Below are 18,792 nucleotides of genomic sequence, written 5' to 3' on the forward strand. Positions count from 1 at the left end.
CTTACGTCCAATGTGCAGACGGCCGTCCGCGGACGACCATACCCCCTCAGTGAATCGTCGAGACCGGCCATGAGCAAAGCGGACGCCTTCGCCCAGGCGGGCAAGACCGCCGTCATGCAGAACATCCACGGCACCATGGAGTTTCTGCAGAAATTTCCGCCCTTCAATCAGATGGATACGGCCCACCTGGCCTACCTGGTGGAACACTGCCAGCTGCGTTTCTACGGCGAAGGCGAAACCATCATCAAGCCGGCCGATGGCCCCGTCGAGTTCTTCTACATCGTCAAGCAGGGCCGCGTGCACGGCGAACGCCCGCACTCGGCGCGGCGCGGCACCGAGACCACCTTCGAAATCACCAGCGGCGAGTGCTTTCCCCTGGCCGCGCTGATCGGCGAGCGCGCCACCCGCACCGAGCACCTGGCCGCCGAAGACACCTTCTGCCTGCTGCTGGGCAAGGCGGCGTTCATCAAGTTGTTCAACGTCTCCAACCCGCTGCGCGACTTCGCCCTGCGCGGGGTCAGCAGCCTGCTCGACCAGGTCAACCAGCAGGTGCAGCTGCGCGCGGTAGAGACCCTCGGTGCGCAATATTCGCTGGATACCCGCCTGGGCGAGCTGGCCATGCGCCAGCCGATCAGCTGCGCGCCGGATACGGCGCTGCGCGAGGCAGTCAAGCTGATGCACGAGCAGCACGTCGGCAGCATCGTCATCGTCGACCCGGCGCTCAAGCCCCTGGGCATCTTCACCCTGCGCGACCTGCGCCGGGTGATCGCCGACGGCGAGTCGCTGGAGCAGCCGATCGAGCGCCTGATGACCGCGCAACCCTTCCACCTGGCGCCGGATGCCAGCGCCTTCGACGCGGCGATCGCCATGACCGAGCGGCACATCGCCCATGTCTGCCTGGTCGAACACGAGCGCCTGTGCGGTGTGGTCTCCGAGCGCGACCTGTTCTCCCTGCAGCGGGTCGACCTGGTCCACCTGGCGCGCACCATCCGCCACGCCGGGCGGATCGAGACCCTCAGCGCGCTGCGCGAGGACATCCGCCAGCTGGTCGATCGCATGCTCGCCCACGGCGCCAGCTCGACCCAGATCACCCACATCATCACCCTGCTCAACGATCACACGGTGTGCCGGGTGATCGAACTGACCCTGGAGGACCTCGGCGATCCCGGCGTGCCCTTCACCTGGCTGTGCTTCGGCAGCGAAGGGCGGCGCGAGCAGACCCTGCACACCGACCAGGACAACGGCATCCTGTTCGAGGCCGCGGACAAGATCGAGGCCGCCGACATGCGCCGGCGCCTGCTGCCGCTGGCCGGCGAGATCAACCAGCGCCTGGCGCAGTGCGGCTTCACCCTGTGCAAGGGCAATATCATGGCCGGCAACCCCGAGCTGTGCCTGTCGCGCCAGGAGTGGGCGCGGCGCTTCGCCGGCTTCATCGACGAGGCCACCCCGGAGAACCTGCTGGCCTCGAGCATCTATTTCGACATGCGGGTGGTCTGGGGGCCGGACGAGGGCTGCGAGCGGGTCCGCGAGGAGCTGCTGCGGCGGATCGCCGAGAACAGCCTGTTCCAGCGCATGATGGCCGAGAACGCCCTGCGCCAGCGCCCGCCGGTCGGGCGTTTCCGCGATTTCGTGGTGGCCCGCAAGGGAGCCGAGAAGGACACCCTGGACCTCAAGGTGCAGGGCCTGACGCCCTTCGTCGACGGCGCCCGCCTGCTCGCCCTGGCCCACGGCATCGAGACCTGCAACACCCTGGAGCGCCTGCGCGAGCTGATCGCTAGGCAGGTCATCGATCCCCTCGACGGCGCCGCCTACGAGGAGGCCTACCACTTCATCCAGCAGACCCGCATGCAGCAGCACCAGCTGCAGGCCCGGGAGAACCAGGCGTACTCCAACCGCCTCGACCCGGACAGCCTCAACCACCTGGACCGGCGCATCCTGCGCGAGTCCTTCCGCCAGGCCAAGCGCCTGCAGAGCAGCCTGGCACTGCGTTATCAGCTATGAGTCAGTTCACCTGGCTGACCGGCCGCGGGCCGGCCCTGCTCGAGACTCAGCTGGATCGCCGCGCGCGCCTCGCGGCCCCGGCGCCGCTGGATGAGCGAGCGCTGAACGAACAGCGCCTGGTGGTGCTCGACCTGGAAACCAGTGGCCTTGATCTGCGCCGCGATCAGGTGCTGTCGATCGGCGCGGTGGTGATCGAGGGCGGCGCCATCGACCTGGGCCAGCAGTTCGAGCGCACCCTGCGCTGCCCGGATCGGCAGCTGGGCGCCAGCGTGCTGATCCATGGCCTGGCCCCCAGCACCATCGCCGCCGGCAGCGAGCGCGCCGAGGCGCTGCTGGACTTCATGGAGTTTCTCGGCGACAGCCCGCTGCTGGCGTTTCATGCCGGCTTCGACCGGCGCATGCTCGGCCGCGCCCTCAAGCAGACCCTCGGCCACCGCCTGCGCCACCGCTTCTTCGACCTCGCCGAGCTGGCGCCGCTGCTCTGCCCGCAGGCGCACATCGCCCGCGGCGGCCTCGACGACTGGGCCCGGCACTTCGGCCTGCAGGCGCAACAGCGCCACCACGCCAGCGCCGACGCCCTGGTCACCGCCGAGCTGGCGCTGATCCTCTTCAGCCGCGCGCGCCGCCAGCAGCTGGACAGCCTGCAGGCCCTCGAGCAGCGCCTGCATGGCTGGCGCCGACGCCAGCGCGCGCAGGCGTTCTGAGGCATCGTCCGCCGCCAGTGCCCACACCCGATCCCCCAGCGCGCCGCGCTCAATATATTTCGCAATATCTGGCCTGACGACCCCCTACTGGCGATTATTAAGATAACTAAATATCAATTAAAACAATAATTTACGCTATGAAACAGGCGACACCCTATTAATCGCCTGTAAATTGACACCCTGACACCAGCCAGCTTTATTTATACGGCGAGCACGTGTTAGTTGTCCCCACGCGCCATGCTGGAGGGGCCGCTGCGCAGTTCCGTTCCACAGCCATTCTCCAACGACCCACTCGCCCAATGTCCCGCCGCTTCGGTAACCGGGATACAGAGGCTCTGTTCATGAAAGAGAATGGCAGGCGACCGACTCCGACTCGCTCGGAAGCAACCCCAGAGAACTCGGCCAGGCGCTCGTTCCTCACACTGTCCGCGGCGGCGGTGGCGAGTCCGCTGCTGTTGCGCGGCCAAGTGGGCGATGCCGCCGAGTGGGTGACCACGCCCCAACCGGTGTTCCCGCCCAGCCCGCCGACCCGGCCCTGGCAGGAAGAACTGCCCAGGGCGATAGTCCCGGTAGGGCCGTCCGAGGCCCTGGTCCCGGCCGCCGAGGCACAGCCGAAATTCGACCACAAGGAGGCCGGTCGCGAGCCGCACCAGCGCTTCGACGAGATAGTCGCCGCCCTCGGCGCCCCGACCCTCTATGAACTGACCGCCAGGGAGATTCCCTGGAGCTTTCACCCGGATCTGCCCCCCCAGACCGCCTGGACCTACGTCAGCGCAGGCCGCGAGGCAACCCTGCCGTCCACCATCCTGGCCCGCTACGGCAAGCCGGTGGTCTGCCGCTTCCACAACGATCTACCCAAGGATCATGTGGGTTTCGGCAGCCCGGAGATCTCCACCCACCTGCACAACCTGCACATGTCCTCCGGCTGCGACGGCTACCCCAGCGACTACTACCGCAAGGACAAGGCCGGGCCGACGCTGAAGAACATCGGCCCCAACGGCGGCAAAGGCACCTTCAAGGACCACTTCTACCCCAATGTCTACGCCGGCTACGACGAATCCAGGGCGCAAGACCCGCAGAGCATCGGCGATCCGCGCGAGGCCCTGGGAACCCTGTGGTTCCACGACCACACCGAGGACTTCACCGCGCCGAACGTCTACCGTGGCCTGGCGGGGTTCTACCTGTTGTTCGACCCTCTCGACTCGGGCAATGAGAACGATCCCAGCCCGACGGCCCTGCACCTGCCGAGTCATCCCTACGACTACCCCCTGGCCTTCGGCGACAAGCGCTTCGACCCGCAGGGCTACCTGTTCTGGGATGAGTTTCATGTCGAGGGGGTGCTCGGCGACAAGGTCACGGTCAACGGCAAGATCGAGCCGGTATTGCGCGTGGATGCGCGCAAGTACCGCCTGCGCCTGCTCAACAGCGGCCCCAGCCGCTTCTACGAGTTCTACCTGGTCGACGGCAGGGACCGCGAGCAATCCTTCAGCTATATCGCCAACGACGGCAACCTGCTGCCGGCGCCGCTGCTCAACCAGCGCAAGGTGCGTATCGCCGTGGCCGAGCGCGCCGACATCGTGGTGGACTTCTCCCGCTACCCGATCGGCACCGAGCTGTACCTGGTCAACCGCCTGCGCCAGGACAGCACGCGCAAGCCCAAGGACATCAGGAAGCCGGGCGACCGGGTGCTGAAGTTCATCGTCGACCGCTATCCAGCGCAACAGGACCTCAGCCAGGTGCCCGCGGCCCTGCGCGAGCTGCGCCCGCTGCCACCGGCCGAGGACCTCGCCACGCTGAAGGTGCGGCGCTGGGAGTTCGACCGCAAGAACGGCCTGTGGATGGTCAACGGCCGGCTGTTCGACCGGGACAACCCCAGGGCCCGGATCGCCAAGGGCAGCGCGGAGATCTGGGAGCTGGTGGGCAAGTCCGGTGGCTGGTCCCACCCGATCCACCTGCACCTGGAGGAAGGCCGCATCCTCAGCAAGAGCGTCGATGGCGTCGAGGTGCCGATCCCGCCCCATGAGCGCGGGCGCAAGGACGTCTTCGAGCTGCACCAGACCATGACCATCAAGGTGCTGGTGCGCTTTCGCGACTTTACCGGCAAGTACGTCATGCACTGCCACAACGTGATCCATGAGGACCACGCGATGATGGTGCGCTGGGATGTCGAGAGCAAGGACGCCTGACCCCCCACCGCTCAGCCAGGAGGTGAACGGCAGATGAACACACGCAGAGAGTTATTGCTGGGCCTGGGCGCCCTGGGTGTCGCCGCGCTCGGCTGGCACGTCGGCGCCCGGGGCGGCGACCGGCGTATCCCCAATACCCGGTTGCAGACCCACGAAGGCCGAACGGTGCGTTTCTACGACGACCTGGTGCGCGACAAGCTGGTGGTCATCAACATGATGTACGCGGCCTGCACCGGCATCTGCCCCACGGCCACCGCCAACCTGCGTCAGGTGTACAGGCTGCTGGGCGCGCGCGCCGGCCGCGAGGTTTTTCTCTATTCGCTGAGCCTGCAACCGCAGCTGGACAGCCCGCAGGTGCTCGGGGAATACGCCAGGCAGCAGCGCATCGGCCCCGGCTGGCTATTCCTCACCGGCGCCCCCGAGGAGATGGAGCAGCTGCGCTACAGCCTCGGTTTCTATGACCCCGACCCGGCACTCGACGCCGACAAGAACAGCCACACCGGCATGCTGCGCATCGGCAACGAGCGCTACCGGCGCTGGACCATGGCCCCTGCCCTGGCCACGCCCCGGCAGATCATGGGCACCATCGAGCACGTCGACATCTGACCGCGCCACGGCACGGGCCTCCTGGGCAAGCCGGACACTGCAGCCCGTTGCCCACAGAAGCGGTGGATAGCGCTGTGGATAAGCTGTACGAACAGGCGCCCGGCCCAGGCGCCGCAACGGCTCCCGGGCCTTGGCTATTTATTGAGCCATTTCAACAAGATAGGTAGGCAGTTAGACACAGTATCTGTGCATCGGCCTGTGGATAAGCTGTGCCCCGAGCGCCACGATCCAGCAGCCACGGGGCATTGCCAGTGCTGGCTGTTTTTTGTCCAGCATCGGCCACCAGCTGGGCGCGCCGCGCGGAAACGACAACGCCCCGTTTCCGGGGCGCTGGTTAGGACGCGCTAGCTAGCGCTTAGTGGTCGATGGCGGCTCCGGCACCACGGGGGATGCGGATGTCCTCGATGATGTGCTGGATATGATCCGGCGGCGCGGCGGTAACCTTGGAAACCACCAGCGATACCGCGAAGTTGAACAGCATGCCCAGGGTACCGATGCCCTCAGGGGAGATACCGAACCACCACTCGTTCGGGCCCGCGGTCGGGTTGATGAACTTGTAGTAGACGATATAGCTAAAGGTGAAGGCCAGGCCCACCACCATGCCGGCGATCGCCCCTTCCTTGTTCATCTTCTTGGAGAAGATGCCCATGACGATGGCCGGGAAGAACGAGGCCGCCGCCAGGCCGAAGGCGAACGCCACCACCTGGGCCACGAAGGCCGGCGGGTAGATGCCGAACAGGCCGGCCACCACCACCGCCACACCGGCGGCGATACGCGCGGCGAGCAGTTCACCCTTTTCGCTGATGTTGGGCTTGATCGCGCTCTTGAGCAGGTCGTGGGAGATCGAGGTGGAAATCACCAGCAGCAGGCCGGCCGCAGTCGACAGCGCCGCCGCCAGACCACCGGCAGCGATCAGGGCGATCACCCAGCCCGGCAGGTTGGCGATTTCCGGGTTGGCCAGAACCATGATGTCGCGGTCCACATAGAGCTCGGTGGTGGCGTCGGTCGGGGCGTTGGTCACCAGGCGCTGGCCATGCTCGCCGCGTTCCTCGGCGAAGGTCGGGTTGCCGACGAAGGGCGCGCCAGGGCCGTACTGGATCTTGCCGTCGCCGTTCTTGTCCAGCCAGGCGATCAGACCGGACTTCTCCCAGTTGCTGATCCACTGCGGCGCTTCCTCGTAGCTGATCCCGGGGATGGTGGTCAGCAGGTTGGTGCGGGCGAACGCGGCCACGGCCGGCGCGGTGGTGTAGAGGATGGCGATGAACAGCAGCGCATAACCGGCGGACTGACGGGCCGCGCGCACGGTCGGGGTGGTGAAGAAGCGCACGATCACGTGGGGCAGGCCGGCGGTACCGACCATCAGCGCCATGGTGATGAAGAACACGTCGATGGTCGACTTGCTGCCGTCGGTGTAGGTGCCGAAGCCCAGTTCGGTGCCCAGGCCGTTGAGGCGTTCGAGCACCGACTGGCCGGTGCCGGTGACCTCGCTGCCGAAGCCCAGCTGCGGGATCGGGTTGCCGGTGATCAGCATGGAGATGTAAATCGCCGGCACCATGTAGGCGAAGATCATCACGCAGTACTGCGCCACCTGGGTGTAGGTGATGCCCTTCATGCCGCCGAGCACCGAGTAGAAGAACACGATCGCCATGCCGATCATCACGCCGGTGTTGATGTCCACTTCCAGGTAGCGGGAGAAGACGATACCGACGCCGCGCATCTGCCCGGCCACGTAGGTGAAGGAGATGAAGATCACGCACACCACCGCCACCAGGCGGGCGGTCTGCGAGTAGTAGCGCTCGCCGATGAAGTCCGGCACGGTGAACTTGCCGAACTTGCGCAGGTAGGGCGCCAGGCACATGGCCAGGAGCACGTAGCCGCCGGTCCAGCCCATCAGGTAGACGCTGCCGTCGAGGCCGACGAAGGAGATGATCCCCGCCATGGAGATGAACGACGCCGCACTCATCCAGTCGGCGCCGGTGGCCATGCCGTTGAGCACCGGGTGCACGCCCTTGCTGGCGACGTAGTACTCGCTGGTGGAACCGGCACGGGTCCACAGCGCGATGCCGATATAGAGCGCGAAGGTCGCGCCGACGAACAGGTAGATCAGGGTTTGGGTATCCATGCTCGGCGCCTTTAGTCTTCGTGGACGTCGTGTTTGCGGTCGTACTGATTCATCTTCCACACGTAGAAGAAGATCATCACCACGAACACGTAGATGGAACCCTGCTGGGCGAACCAGAAGCCCAGGGGGAAGCCGAAGAACTGGATGGCGTTGAGCTGTTCGACGAACAGGATCCCGCAGCCGAACGACACCGTGAACCAGATGGCCAGCAGTATCAACATCAGCCGCAGGTTGTCTTTCCAATAGGCTTTGGCAGCCTCTTCTTTGCTAGCGGACATGAGGTGCTCCTCAAGGGTTTTTGTTGTTTTACGCATTCAACATAGCAGTCCCCGCGATGACCCATAACGCGACTTTGGTCGAAGGCCATACCAGCGCTCGCTGCACCGGTCACGCCTGCGCCCGGCGCGCCGCCACGGCGCCAAGCCGGGCGCAGCCCAAGCTGTGCCGCCGCCGCCCAGGCTGCTAGGCTGGGCCGGCTAGCGAATCGAGGAGCGCCTATGGCCACGCCCAGCATGACCCTGTTCCACTCCCCCGCCTCGCCCTTCGTGCGCAAGGTCCTGGTGCTGCTGCACGAGACCGGCCAGCGCGAACGGGTGCAACTGGAGGAGGTGCAGCTGACCCCGGTCAGCCCCAGCGCGACGCTCAACGCGCACAACCCGGCCGGCAAGATTCCCGCCCTGCGCCTGGCCGACGGCAACGTGCTGTACGACAGCCGGGTGATCCTCGAGTACCTCGACCAACAGCACGTCGGCGAGCCGCTGATCCCGCCGTGCGGTGCCGCGCGCTGGCGCCGCCTGACCCAGGCGGCGCTGGCCGATGCCATCCTCGATGCCGCCGTGGGCATGCGCTACGAGAGTTTCCTGCGCCCGGAAGACAAGCGCTGGCCGCAATGGCTCGCGGCCCAGGCCGAGAAGATCGAGCGTTCCCTGCAGCAGTTCGAGGAACAGGCCATCGCCGAGCTGAGCAGCCGCTTCGACATCGCCGCCATCACCCTGGCCTGCGCCCTCGGCTACCTGGACTTCCGCCAGCCCGAGCTGGACTGGCGCCAGCGCTTTCCGCAGCTGGCCGCCTGGTTCGCCGAGGTCAGCCAGCGCCCCTCGATGCAGGCGAGCGAGCCGCCGCGCTAGCTGCGGCCTCCCCCGTGGCGCCGCGCGACTGCCGGCGCGGCGCCATTACGCCCCCACTCCTTCCCCGCCCTACGCCCCGGACAATTAGCGCCCAGAGGATGTGGCGCGCCGCGCGCGCGCCCAGTATCGACTGCGTCACGGTGACCCCACCTCGCTCAAGGACGCAGCCATGCCCCCTCTCCGACTGCCACGACGCCTGTTCTGCCTGCTGCTCAGCGGCTTATCGCTGATCGCCAGCGCCGCCGCCGAACCGCTCGAGCCCGGCCCCGCAGAAGCCCTGCTCTACTATCAACGCCCGGCCGGCGACTACGCCGGATGGGGCCTGCACCTGTGGAACACCGGGCAATGCAATGGCACGGCCGAGCCGACCAGCTGGGAGCAGCCGTTGCTGCCCGCCGGGGTGGATGGGCAATACGGCGCCTGGTACCGCATCGCCCTCAGCGGCGCGGACGCGTGCCTCAACCTGATCATGCACAAGGGCAACGACAAGGACCTGGGTGGTGGCGACCTGCAGTGGCGCTTTGCCGAACTGGGCCGGCGGGTGTTCAGCGTCAGCGGCCAGGCGCAGTTGTCCGCCACGCCAATCGCCGCGCCGGCCCTGAGCCTGGATGGCGCCCGCGGCCACTGGCTGGACGCCCGCAGCCTGGTGCTGGTCGGTGGCGGCGAGGTGGCGCGCGTGGAGCTGCGCTATGCCCCGGACGCCGACCTGCAGATCGATGCCGAGCAGCGGCGCGTCCGCGGCGGCGAGGTGATCGCCCTGCGCCCCGGCAGCCTCAGCGAACGCCTCAAGCGTCGCTTTCCGCACCTGGCCGGGCAGCCGGCCTACCGCATCGACGCCGACCGGCGCACCCTGCGCCGCGCGCTGAAGAGCCAGCTATGGCTGCTCAGCTACGATGCCGAGGAGCGCCTCAGCGGCGTTACCCAGGTGCAGACCCCGGGCGTGCTGGATGACCTTTACGCCTACTCGGGCCGCCTCGGCGCCGAAGTGCGCGCCGACGGGGTGCGCTTCCGTCTGTGGGCGCCGACCGCGCAGTGGGTGCGCCTGCACCTGTTCGACCAGCACAAGCGGCCGCTGCCGGGCAGCCCGGTGAGCCTGCGCGAGCACCGTGGCGTGTGGCGCCATGACGGTCCGAAGTCCCTCGATCGCCGCTACTACCAGTACGAAGTCCGGGTCTACCACCCGAGCAGCGGCCGGCTGGAAACCACCCTGACCAGTGACCCCTACGCCCTCAGCCTGTCGCGCAACAGCCGCTATGCCCAGGTGGTCGACCTGGACGCCGCCGACCTCAAGCCGGCCGGCTGGGACAGCCTGCGTCGCCCGCGGCCGCGCAAGCCCGAGGCCAGCGTGATCTACGAGACCCATGTACGCGACTTCAGCGCCAGCGACCACAGCCTGCCCGCCGCCCAGCGCGGCACCTACGCCGCGTTCGCCCAGCCGCACAGCCAGGGCATGCAGCACCTGCGCGAGCTCAAGGACGCCGGCCTCACCCATGTGCAACTGCTGCCGGCGTTCGACCTCGCCACCGTCGACGAAGACCCCGCGCAGCGGGTCGACCTGGATGACCCCTTCGCCCGACTCTGCGAACGCTCGCCCCGCGCCCGCCAGCAGTACGCCGCCTACTGCGCCGCCGGCAGCGTGCGCGAGGTGCTGCAGCGCTTCGACCCGGCGGGCAGCGAGGCCCAGGCGCTGTATGGCCTGCTGCGCGACCTGGATTCGTTCAACTGGGGCTATGACCCGCTGCATTACAGCGTCCCGGAAGGCAGCTACGCCAGCGACGCCGAAGGCGTGCAGCGCATCATCGAGTTCCGCCGCATGGTCCAGGCCCTCACCGAGCTGGGGCTGAACACGGTGCTGGATGTGGTCTACAACCACACCCATGCCTCGGGCCTGGACGCCCACTCGGTGCTCGACAAGCTGGTGCCCGGCTACTACCACCGGCGCGACCCGCAGACCGGCGCGGTGGAGCGCTCGACCTGCTGCGCCAACACCGCCAGCGAGCACCGCATGATGGAAAAGCTGATGATCGACTCGCTGCGCCTGTGGGCACGCGACTACAAGATCGCCGGCTTCCGCTTCGACCTGATGGGCCACCATATGCGCCGCAATATCCTCGCCGCGCGCGAGGCGGTGCGGCGCGTCGATCCCGACACCTATTTCTACGGCGAAGGCTGGAACTTCGGCGAGGTGGCCAACGACGCCCGTGGCATCAACGCCAGCCAACTGAACATGGCCGGCAGCGGCGTCGGCACCTTCAACGACCGCCTGCGCGATGCGGTGCGTGGCGGTGGCCCGTTCGACGGCGGCGACAGCCTGCGGCGCAACCAGGGCTTCGCCAATGGCCTCTACGTGCTACCCAACGAGCTGAACAGCGGCGCCGGCGACGAGCGCGAGCAGCTGCTGCGGCGCATGGACTGGATCCGTGTCGGCGTCGCCGGCGGCCTGCGCAGCTACGTCGTACCGAGCGCCGACGGCAGCCTCAGGCGCGGCGCCGATATCGACTACAACGGCCAGCCGGCCGGCTACACGGACGACCCGCAGGAAAGCATCAACTACGTGTCCAAGCACGATAACCAGACCCTGTGGGACAACAACCAGTACAAGCTCGCCGCCAGCCTCGGCGCCACCCAGCGCGTGCGCCTGCAGCTGCTCGGCCTGGCCGTGCCGCTGTTCAGCCAGGGCGTGCCCTTCCTGCACATGGGCGGCGAGCTGCTGCGCTCGAAATCCATGGAGCGCGACAGCTACGACTCCGGCGACTGGTTCAATGCGGTGGACTTCGGCTATCAGCACAACAACTGGAACAAGGGCCTGCCGCGCCAGGACAAGGACGGCGACAACTGGCCGCTGATCCGCCAGATCATCGCCGACCCCAACGCCCAGCCCAGTGCGGCGCACATCCTCGCGGCCAAGCGGCAGTTCCTCGAGCTGCTGCGAATCCGCTCGGGCAGCCCGCTGTTCCAACTCGGCAGTGGCGAAGCCGTGCGCAAGCGCCTGGCCTTCCACAACACCGGCCCGGCTCAGCTGGCCGGGGTGCTGGCCTTCAGCCTCGACGACAGCCGCGCCGCCGGTGCCGACCTCGACCCGCAGGTTGACGCGCTGATGGTGATACTCAATGCCAGCGGCGAAACCATCAGCCTGCCAGGCGCGCTGCCGGGTTACCGCTTGCACCCGCTGCTGGCGGCCTCGTCCGACCCGCTCAACCGTAGCGCCCGGGTTGAGGCCGGACAGTTCCAGGTTCCGGCGCTGACCGCCGCGGTGTTCGTCCTGCCGCAAGGACGCGACCGGCGGCGCTGAGGCCCTGCCGAGGCAGACGACGCGGCGGCGGCGCCCGCTCAGTAGCCGGGATACCAGAGCTCCCGGCGCTGCAGCGGGGTCGCGGCGGGCAGGATCGGGTTGTCCAGCGGGTAGACCTGGCGCTGATCCAGCCTGGCCTTGCTCAGCAACTCGGCGTGATAGTCCATGAACAGGCGATCGAAACTGCCATCGGCCATGGCCAGGTTGAGCCACTGCTCGATCCTGTCCGCCAGGGCCTGGTTATTCGGCGCGACGAAGTAGTAGAACGCGGTGGGGTAATGCAGCAGCTTGGTCTGTTCGAGGGCGATGCCTTTGTCGCCGTGGCTGTCGAGCTCGCCCCACACCTCGACGATGGAGCGGGGAAACAGCTCGGCGCGCCGGCGCAACAGCATGTCGAAAATGGCCTGGTAGCTTGGCGTGCCCAGGACGGTGAAGCCGTTCATCTGCAGGATCCGGGTATCCGGCCAGTCATGGCCCTGCACCATGATGTGCGCCCGCAGTTGCGCCAGCGTCATGGGTTTTTCGAACAACGCGGCGTCCTGCCGGTTGATCAGGAATACCCGCCAACCGATCAGCCCCTTGTAGATGGGGATGCGCACCGGCAGCAGGTCGCGCTCGCGCTGCTCCGAGGTCATGCTCCACACCACATCCACGCCCCGGGCGGCTTTCAGTTGATGCAGCGCGCGGCCCTGATTCATGACCTGCGCGGTTGGCAGCAGGCGAAACGGCTGGCCGGACTTGGCAAGCGCCAGCTCGAGCAGTTTCAGCGGGTATTCGGTGCGTTTGTCGAATGCCGTCTCGGGCATGGGATAACGCACGACCTCCTGCTCCGCCCATAGCCAGGGCGAACCGATCAGGCTCAGCACCATCAGGCAACACTGCAGCGTGCGGACTCCCATGGCCACCTCCGGCGCCATCCCCCGCACAGCATAGATCAGCAGCCGGATCCTGCCCCCGCGCCTGGCCTCAGTGCGCGGCCCCGCGCGGGCCGGCGGGCGGCGCCTGGCCCGGCAGCCGAGACGGCGCCGGTCGAGGAAACAGGCGGGCGATACGCCGCGCCAGCAGGTGCCCCGCGCGCGCCTCCTCGCGCAGGCCGACATGCCCGCTCATCGCCGATACCACAGGCGAAAGAACCCCAGGGCCAGCAGCAGGGCGCACTGGCCCAGGGCACTGCACAGGGCGAGGAAGGACGCCAGCGACTGGTTATGGCCGGCATCGGCCACCCCGGTCAGGTCGTTCCAGAAGGCCTCCGGCAGCGCCCACAGGGCCAGCTGGGCCAACGGCTTGCCGGTCAGCAGCAGGCCATCGATCAGGCCGAACTGACCGAGGAACATCAGGCCGAGCAACAACAGCAGCGCGACCAGCAGGCCCAGGGCGAAGCAGGCGGAAAATTGCAGTACGACACGCATGGCGATTCACTCCAGCAAGGGCGCGACCAGGGCCGCGCCCGGCACCTCAGGCCTGGTTGAGCGGACTGCTGCCGACGTTGCGACCCACGCCGTACCAGTCCAGCTTGCGGGTCAGCACCATCACCCCGCCGAGTACGCCGAACACCAGCAGCGAGCCCATCAGCAGGGCATAGTCCTCGCTGCTGAGCAGCCCGTAGAGCAGGGCATACAGCGCCGCCAGCAGCGCGCCGAAACCTATCCCGCGTAGGCGGCTTTGCAGGACATGGCTGACGTAGAAGGCGTTCAGTGCCACGCAGGCCAGCGCCGACAGCCCATAGGCCAAGGCGAAGCCCAGGTGCTCGGACAGCGACAGCAGCAGCAGGTAGAACAGCGCCAGGGACAGGCCGACCAGGGCGTACTGCACCGGATGCACGGCCAGGCGCTTGAGCACCTCGCACAGGAAGAACATCGCGAAGGTCAGGGCGATGAACAGCAGCGCGTACTTGATCGCCCGGTCGGTCTTCAGGTACTGGTCCACCGGATCGACGAAGCTGACCCCGAAACTGCGCCCGGACAGCGCCTGGCAGTCGCCCTTGCGCACGCAGTCCTGCAGGCCCTGCTCCAGATTGGTGGCGAAGAAGCTGGTCTGCCACTGCGCCTGGAACCCGTCGGCGCTTACCTCGCGCCGGCTCGGCAGGTACTCGCCGACGAAGCTCGGATGGGGCCAGTCGGCACGCAGCTCGACCCGGCTGTCGCGGCCCACCGGGGTGATGTCCAGCTGCTCGGTGCCCTGCAGCTTGAGGTCGAAGGCGAACTCCAGCTGCTGGCCGCCCTGGCTGTCCAGGGCCGGCAGGGGCGCGTGCACGCCGGGGCCGAAGCGCTCGTCGCCGCTGCCCGGCGCGAAGCTCAGGCGCTGGCCATTGAGGCGCAGCTGCAGGTCGTTGCCGATGCCACGCACATCGCTGATGCCCACCGCGAGAAACGGCTGCGCGAAACTGTACAGGCCCAGGTCGTCGCCCAGCCCCAGGCGCGCCGGCAGCTTGAAGGCGCCGCTGATGCGGTTGTCGCTGCGGTACAACAGCGCCTCGTAGATGCCCCGCGCACGCCGCTCGGTGGTCACCTCGCCGTTGAGCACGAAGCGCTCCGGCAGGAAGTACAGACGCCCGCGGGACTGCTGCTGCTCCTGATAGCGCTCCCCGCTCTGCTTGTGGGTTTTCCACTCCAGCCAGGTCTTGGTATAGGGCAGCACCAGGATCGGCCCGCTGATCCGCTGGCGGTAGCTGGAGCTGCGGGCGATGTCCTGCAGCACGCCGGCGCGCTGGTATTGGCGATCGCCGACCAGGCCATCGATCATCGACAGGGGGATCAGCAACAACAGGATCAGCAGGGCAATGGTGCCCAGTTTGAAAGCCAGGATTCGGTTCATGGCGCAGCGCTCCGCAGTGACTAAGGTAGGCGGAGTCTGGCCAGGCCATGGGGTGGTTTTATGCAGGCACGGTGGAGATTGCGTGGAGATTGTGCGTGCGCCGGGTTACGCGCCCAGGCGCTATTCGCCGCGGATGTACTGCTCCAGCTGCTGGATCAGGCGGGCCTGCTCGGCGATGGTTTCCTTGACCAGGTCGCCGATCGACAGCAGGCCGATCAGCTCGCCCTCGGCCATCACCGGCAGGTGGCGCAGGTGGCGGTCGGTCATCAGCTGCATGCACTCCTGGGCCGTCTGGCTCGGGCCGACGGTGATCACCTCGGCAGTCATGATCTCGCTGACCTGGGCGGAGAAGGCCGAGCGCTCGAGCAGGGCCACCTTGCGCGCGTAATCGCGCTCGCTGACGATGCCCGCCAGGCGCCCGTTGTGCAGCACCACCAGGGCGCCGATGCCCTTCTCGGCCATCAGCTTGATGGCGTCGAGCACCGTTGTAGTGGGGCTGACGCTATGGACCGCGGCGGACTGCTTGCTGCGAAGAATCTCGGCGACTGTTTTCATACGTGGCTTCCCGGGGCTGTGGAGGGGCGCGCCACGAGGCATGGGCCGCGGTGCGCCGCCTTCAATGATAGCCAATGCAGTGGGCCCTCGAGGTCCTGTTCGCCCGCGCAGAAACTCGGTAGTCTGCCCCCGCCAACGCGCGGGCGGCACGGCGCACAGGCGGCGTTGCCCGCAACCGCCGCAGCCGGGCCATACTTGCAGCGGCGCATGCCGCCCCGCGCCGCTCAGTCGGCACCGACCGCCCCCGGTCTCGGGGCACGAACCTTCTTATGTTTCTAGCGCGAACCTGGGCCTTATGAAGTCGACCGAACCTGACGCTCGCCACAGCAAAGACAGCCGCAGCGACAGCGAACAGATCATCCAGGCGCTGGAGAGCGGCAAGAACAAGCGCGTGCGCAAGCTGCTGGGGCGCATGCACCCGGCCAAGGTCGCCGCCATGCTCGAGTTGCTCGAGGACGAGCCGCGCCTGGCCCTGTGGCAGCAGATCGACCCGGCGCGCGAAGGGCGGGTGCTGCCGCACCTGAGCATCAAGCTGCGCCGGCAGCTGGCCGGGGAGTCGGCCGATGCGCAGCAGGCCAAGCAGGACGCGACACTGGACAGCGGCCAGGGCGAAATCAACCACCTGGAAGCCATCCGCGACGCCCTGGGCCTGAAGAAGCTCAAGCGGGTCGGCAAGATCCTCCACCGCATGCACCCGGCCAAGGTCGCCGGCCTGCTCGAGGCGCTGCCGCCGGAGGAACGGCGCAGCGTCTGGAGCATGGTCGAGACGGAACGGGCCGGCAAGGTGCTGACCTACCTGCACGACGAGATCCGCATCGCCCTGGCGCTGGAGCTCGACCTCGACGACCTGATCGCCTCGGCCAGTCACCTGGAGCTCGACGATCGCGTCGACCTGATCCAGACCCTGCCCTCCGAGCTGGGCGCCAAGCTGCTGCACGCCAGCAGCGCCAGCCAGCGCAGCCAGCTCGAGTCGATGCTGGCCTATCCGGAGGACTCGGCCGGCGGCCTGATGAACGCCGACGCGATCCAGATCCGCGCCGACGTCAGGGTCAGCACCGTGCTGCGCTACCTGCGCCTACTGGAAACCCTGCCGCCGCAGACCGACCTGCTGATGGTGGTCGACCGCAAGGGCCACTACCAGGGCGGGCTGCGCCTGAGCGTGCTGGTCACCGCGGACCTCGACCGGGCCGTGGCGGAGTTGCTGGACAGCACCATCGTCGGCATCGCCGCCGACGCCAGTGGCAGCGAGGTCGACCAGGTCTTCAAGGAGCTCAACCTGCTGTCCGCCCCGGTGGTGGACGAGCACAACCGGGTGATCGGCCGAATCACCCTGGACGACGTGGCCGACCTGATGCGCGAGGACTCCGAGCGCACCCTGATGCAGATGGCCGGTCTGGACGACGAGGCCGACATCTTCGCCCCGGTGCTGGTCAGCTCGCGCCGTCGCGCGGTCTGGCTGGGCATCAACCTGATCACCGCCTTCAGCGCCGCCTGGGTGATCGGCCTGTTCCAGGCCACCCTCGAACAACTGGTCGCGCTCGCCGTGCTGATGCCCATTGTGGCGAGCATGGGCGGCATCGCCGGCAGCCAGACCCTGACCCTGGTGATCCGCGGCCTGGCCCTGGGCCAGGTGCAGAAGGGCAACTTCCGCATCCTGCTCAACCGCGAGCTGGGCATCTCCATCCTCAATGGCGTGCTCTGGGCCGTGGTCATCGCCCTGCTGGCGGTCGCCTGGTTCGGCCATTGGGGCCTGGGGGCGGTGCTCGGCAGCGCCATCCTGATCAACCTGTTGTGCGCGGCGCTGGCGGGCTGGGGCATCCCCCTGCTGCTCGAGCGCATGGGCATCGACCCGGCCCTGGCCGGCAGCGTGATCCTCACCACGGTGACCGATATCGTCGGCTTCTTCGCCTTCCTCGGCCTGGCCAGCCTGTTGCTGCTGTGAGACCGCCTCGCCACCGGTTCAGGCGAGCGGCAGGCGCAGGCTGACCTCGACCCCGCCGGCGACATTGCCGATCTGCAGTGCACCGCCGTGCAGCGTCGCCACCTCCTGCACGAAGTTCAGCCCCAGGCCGCTGCTCTTGCGCCCGCCGCCGGGGCGCGGCAGGGAGTAGAAGCGCTCGCTCAGGCGCCCCAGGGCGTAAGCGGGAATGGCCTCGGCCTGATTGAACAGACGCAGTTCGACCTGCCCGTCACGGACTTCGGCGCTGCAGCGGATCGAGCCGCCCTCGGGGGTGAAGTCCAGGGCGTTGTCCAGCAGGTTGGCCAGGGCCTGGCGCAGCAGGAAGCGCTCGCCGCGCACCGCCAGGTCGGCCGCAATCCGCTGTTCGATGCGCAGGCCGGCGCGCTGGATACGGGCCTGCTGGGCCTGCAGCAACGCCGCGAACAGCTCGCCCAGCGGCACCCTGACCCGCTCCTCCAGACCCTGGCGCTGCTCCACCTGGGCCAGGTGCAGCAGGCGCTCGATCAGCTGCTGCATGCGCCCGGCTTCCTGGTCGATATTGCCGACGAAGCGGCGCCGCTGTTCGGCCGGCATCTCGCCGTCGAGCAGCTCGGCGGCGCCGCGAATCGCCGCCAGCGGGCTCTTCAGCTCGTGGGTCAGGGTGTGCACGTAGCGCTCGACGTAGGCCTTGCCCTCCAGCTCGGTGCGCATGCGTTCGAGGGCCTGGGCCAGTTGCGCCAGTTCGCCGCCGTGCAGGTCCGGCAGCTCGGCGCGCTGGCCGGCGCTGACCGCCTGGGCGTAGCGGGTCAGCTGGCGCAGCGAGCCGCTCAGCCACCAGGACAGCAACGCGCCGACCAGCAGGCCGAGGCCGATCAGCCCGGCGCCGAGCCAGCCCAGACGCTGCTGGGAACGGTCGATATAGGGCTGCAGGCTGCGGTTCGGCTTGGCCACCGAGACCACCCCGATGATCCGCTCGCCATCCCTGATCGGCGCCGCCACGTACATCACCGAGGAGTCCGGGTCGCCCGGGTCCTCGCGGCTGGAGCGGGCGCCGTACTGGCCGCGCAAGGTGAGGAACACGTCGTTCCAGCGCGAATAGTCCTGGCCCACGGCGACGCCGCTGGAGTCGAGCAGGACGATGCCGGCGGCGTCGGTGACATAGATGCGGTGGTTGACCTGGCTCTTCTCCACGCCCCAGATCTGCGCCTGCGGCCGGCGCCGGCCGTAGGCCTCGAGCAGCGCCGGCAGGCGGCTCTGCGCCAGGCTGCCGGCCTTGACCTCGTCGCGCAGGATCTCCGCCAGCAGGTTGGCGGTATCCACCAGGGTCTCCTCGGTGGACTGGCGCACCCCGGGGCGGATCTCGTCCATCACGGTACTGAGCACGAACCAGCCGGCCAGGCCGACGAACAGGAAGTAGACCAGGAAGATCCGCGCGCCCAGCGGCAT

The 18,792-nt window shown here is 67.9% G+C and carries 14 protein-coding genes; 7 read left to right on the forward strand and 7 right to left on the reverse strand.

Annotated elements, in window-relative coordinates; all coding sequences use genetic code 11:
- Positions 1 to 69: 69 nt before the first annotated feature.
- The 4 genes from LPB260_RS18200 to LPB260_RS18215 all read left to right on the forward strand — a co-directional run bounded on the left by LPB260_RS18200 (position 70) and on the right by LPB260_RS18215 (position 5,497).
- The gene (locus tag LPB260_RS18200; protein WP_208707204.1) at positions 70 to 2,001 is read left to right on the forward strand and encodes a putative nucleotidyltransferase substrate binding domain-containing protein; all 1,932 of its coding nucleotides are present in this window, start codon (positions 70 to 72) and stop codon (positions 1,999 to 2,001) included.
- Complete coding sequence (locus tag LPB260_RS18205) at positions 1,998 to 2,705, forward strand: PolC-type DNA polymerase III (RefSeq protein ID WP_208707205.1); 708 nt, start codon at positions 1,998 to 2,000, stop codon at positions 2,703 to 2,705. Before LPB260_RS18200 ends, LPB260_RS18205 begins: the two co-directional genes overlap by 4 nt.
- 455 nt (positions 2,706 to 3,160) lie before the next feature.
- Positions 3,161 to 4,891, forward strand: a complete 1,731-nt coding sequence (locus LPB260_RS18210; protein ID WP_371926107.1) for a multicopper oxidase family protein — start codon at positions 3,161 to 3,163, stop codon at positions 4,889 to 4,891.
- A 33-nt stretch (positions 4,892 to 4,924) separates the two neighbouring features.
- The gene (locus tag LPB260_RS18215) at positions 4,925 to 5,497 is read left to right on the forward strand and encodes an SCO family protein (RefSeq protein ID WP_208707207.1); all 573 of its coding nucleotides are present in this window, start codon (positions 4,925 to 4,927) and stop codon (positions 5,495 to 5,497) included.
- Positions 5,498 to 5,852: 355 nt separating this feature from the next.
- On the opposite strand, the gene LPB260_RS18220 is transcribed toward LPB260_RS18215, so the two are convergent.
- A complete protein-coding gene (locus LPB260_RS18220; protein ID WP_208707208.1) occupies positions 5,853 to 7,619 on the reverse strand; it encodes a sodium:solute symporter family protein in 1,767 nt (588 codons plus the stop codon).
- Positions 7,620 to 7,630: 11 nt separating this feature from the next.
- Positions 7,631 to 7,897: a DUF4212 domain-containing protein gene (locus tag LPB260_RS18225; RefSeq protein WP_208707209.1), complete on the reverse strand. Its 267-nt coding sequence runs from the start codon at positions 7,895 to 7,897 to the stop codon at positions 7,631 to 7,633.
- Positions 7,898 to 8,116: 219 nt separating this feature from the next.
- On the opposite strand from LPB260_RS18225, the gene LPB260_RS18230 reads away from it, so the two are divergent.
- Positions 8,117 to 8,746 (forward strand): glutathione S-transferase family protein, encoded by a 630-nt coding sequence (locus LPB260_RS18230; protein WP_208707210.1) that lies wholly within the window; start codon positions 8,117 to 8,119, stop codon positions 8,744 to 8,746.
- Between the two features lie 169 nt (positions 8,747 to 8,915).
- Complete coding sequence (gene pulA, locus LPB260_RS18235) at positions 8,916 to 12,038, forward strand: pullulanase-type alpha-1,6-glucosidase (protein ID WP_208707211.1); 3,123 nt, start codon at positions 8,916 to 8,918, stop codon at positions 12,036 to 12,038.
- Positions 12,039 to 12,076: 38 nt separating this feature from the next.
- Here pulA and LPB260_RS18240 read toward each other — a convergent pair whose 3' ends face one another.
- The 4 genes from LPB260_RS18240 to LPB260_RS18255 form a co-directional block, all read right to left on the reverse strand.
- Entirely contained in the window at positions 12,077 to 12,937 is an 861-nt protein-coding gene (locus tag LPB260_RS18240) for an ABC transporter substrate-binding protein (protein WP_218281501.1), read from the reverse strand.
- A gap of 207 nt (positions 12,938 to 13,144) precedes the next feature.
- Positions 13,145 to 13,447: a hypothetical protein gene (locus LPB260_RS18245; protein ID WP_208707212.1), complete on the reverse strand. Its 303-nt coding sequence runs from the start codon at positions 13,445 to 13,447 to the stop codon at positions 13,145 to 13,147.
- Positions 13,448 to 13,493: 46 nt separating this feature from the next.
- Complete coding sequence (gene creD / locus LPB260_RS18250) at positions 13,494 to 14,852, reverse strand: cell envelope integrity protein CreD (RefSeq protein ID WP_208707213.1); 1,359 nt, start codon at positions 14,850 to 14,852, stop codon at positions 13,494 to 13,496.
- A gap of 120 nt (positions 14,853 to 14,972) precedes the next feature.
- A complete protein-coding gene (locus LPB260_RS18255; RefSeq protein WP_208707214.1) occupies positions 14,973 to 15,407 on the reverse strand; it encodes a CBS domain-containing protein in 435 nt (144 codons plus the stop codon).
- Positions 15,408 to 15,702: 295 nt separating this feature from the next.
- On the opposite strand from LPB260_RS18255, the gene mgtE reads away from it, so the two are divergent.
- The gene (gene mgtE, locus LPB260_RS18260; RefSeq protein ID WP_208707215.1) at positions 15,703 to 17,349 is read left to right on the forward strand and encodes a magnesium transporter; all 1,647 of its coding nucleotides are present in this window, start codon (positions 15,703 to 15,705) and stop codon (positions 17,347 to 17,349) included.
- A gap of 18 nt (positions 17,350 to 17,367) precedes the next feature.
- On the opposite strand, the gene creC is transcribed toward mgtE, so the two are convergent.
- Entirely contained in the window at positions 17,368 to 18,792 is a 1,425-nt protein-coding gene (creC, locus tag LPB260_RS18265) for a two-component system sensor histidine kinase CreC (protein ID WP_208707216.1), read from the reverse strand.

This window comes from Pseudomonas sp. LPB0260, assembly GCF_013388395.1.

What these genes read in the sequence shown, in the direction of transcription:
- LPB260_RS18200 (WP_208707204.1), top strand. Translation starts at nt 70, where the DNA reads ATGAGCAAAGCGGACGCCTTCGCCCAGGCGGGCAAGACCGCCGTCATG.
- LPB260_RS18205 (WP_208707205.1), top strand. Translation starts at nt 1,998, where the DNA reads ATGAGTCAGTTCACCTGGCTGACCGGCCGCGGGCCGGCCCTGCTCGAG.
- LPB260_RS18215 (WP_208707207.1), top strand. Translation starts at nt 4,925, where the DNA reads ATGAACACACGCAGAGAGTTATTGCTGGGCCTGGGCGCCCTGGGTGTC.
- LPB260_RS18220 (WP_208707208.1), bottom strand. Translation starts at nt 7,619, where the DNA reads ATGGATACCCAAACCCTGATCTACCTGTTCGTCGGCGCGACCTTCGCG.
- LPB260_RS18225 (WP_208707209.1), bottom strand. Translation starts at nt 7,897, where the DNA reads ATGTCCGCTAGCAAAGAAGAGGCTGCCAAAGCCTATTGGAAAGACAAC.
- LPB260_RS18230 (WP_208707210.1), top strand. Translation starts at nt 8,117, where the DNA reads ATGGCCACGCCCAGCATGACCCTGTTCCACTCCCCCGCCTCGCCCTTC.
- pulA (WP_208707211.1), top strand. Translation starts at nt 8,916, where the DNA reads ATGCCCCCTCTCCGACTGCCACGACGCCTGTTCTGCCTGCTGCTCAGC.
- LPB260_RS18240 (WP_218281501.1), bottom strand. Translation starts at nt 12,937, where the DNA reads ATGGGAGTCCGCACGCTGCAGTGTTGCCTGATGGTGCTGAGCCTGATC.
- LPB260_RS18245 (WP_208707212.1), bottom strand. Translation starts at nt 13,447, where the DNA reads ATGCGTGTCGTACTGCAATTTTCCGCCTGCTTCGCCCTGGGCCTGCTG.
- creD (WP_208707213.1), bottom strand. Translation starts at nt 14,852, where the DNA reads ATGAACCGAATCCTGGCTTTCAAACTGGGCACCATTGCCCTGCTGATC.
- LPB260_RS18255 (WP_208707214.1), bottom strand. Translation starts at nt 15,407, where the DNA reads ATGAAAACAGTCGCCGAGATTCTTCGCAGCAAGCAGTCCGCCGCGGTC.
- mgtE (WP_208707215.1), top strand. Translation starts at nt 15,703, where the DNA reads ATGAAGTCGACCGAACCTGACGCTCGCCACAGCAAAGACAGCCGCAGC.
- creC (WP_208707216.1), bottom strand. Translation starts at nt 18,792, where the DNA reads ATGCCGCTGGGCGCGCGGATCTTCCTGGTCTACTTCCTGTTCGTCGGC.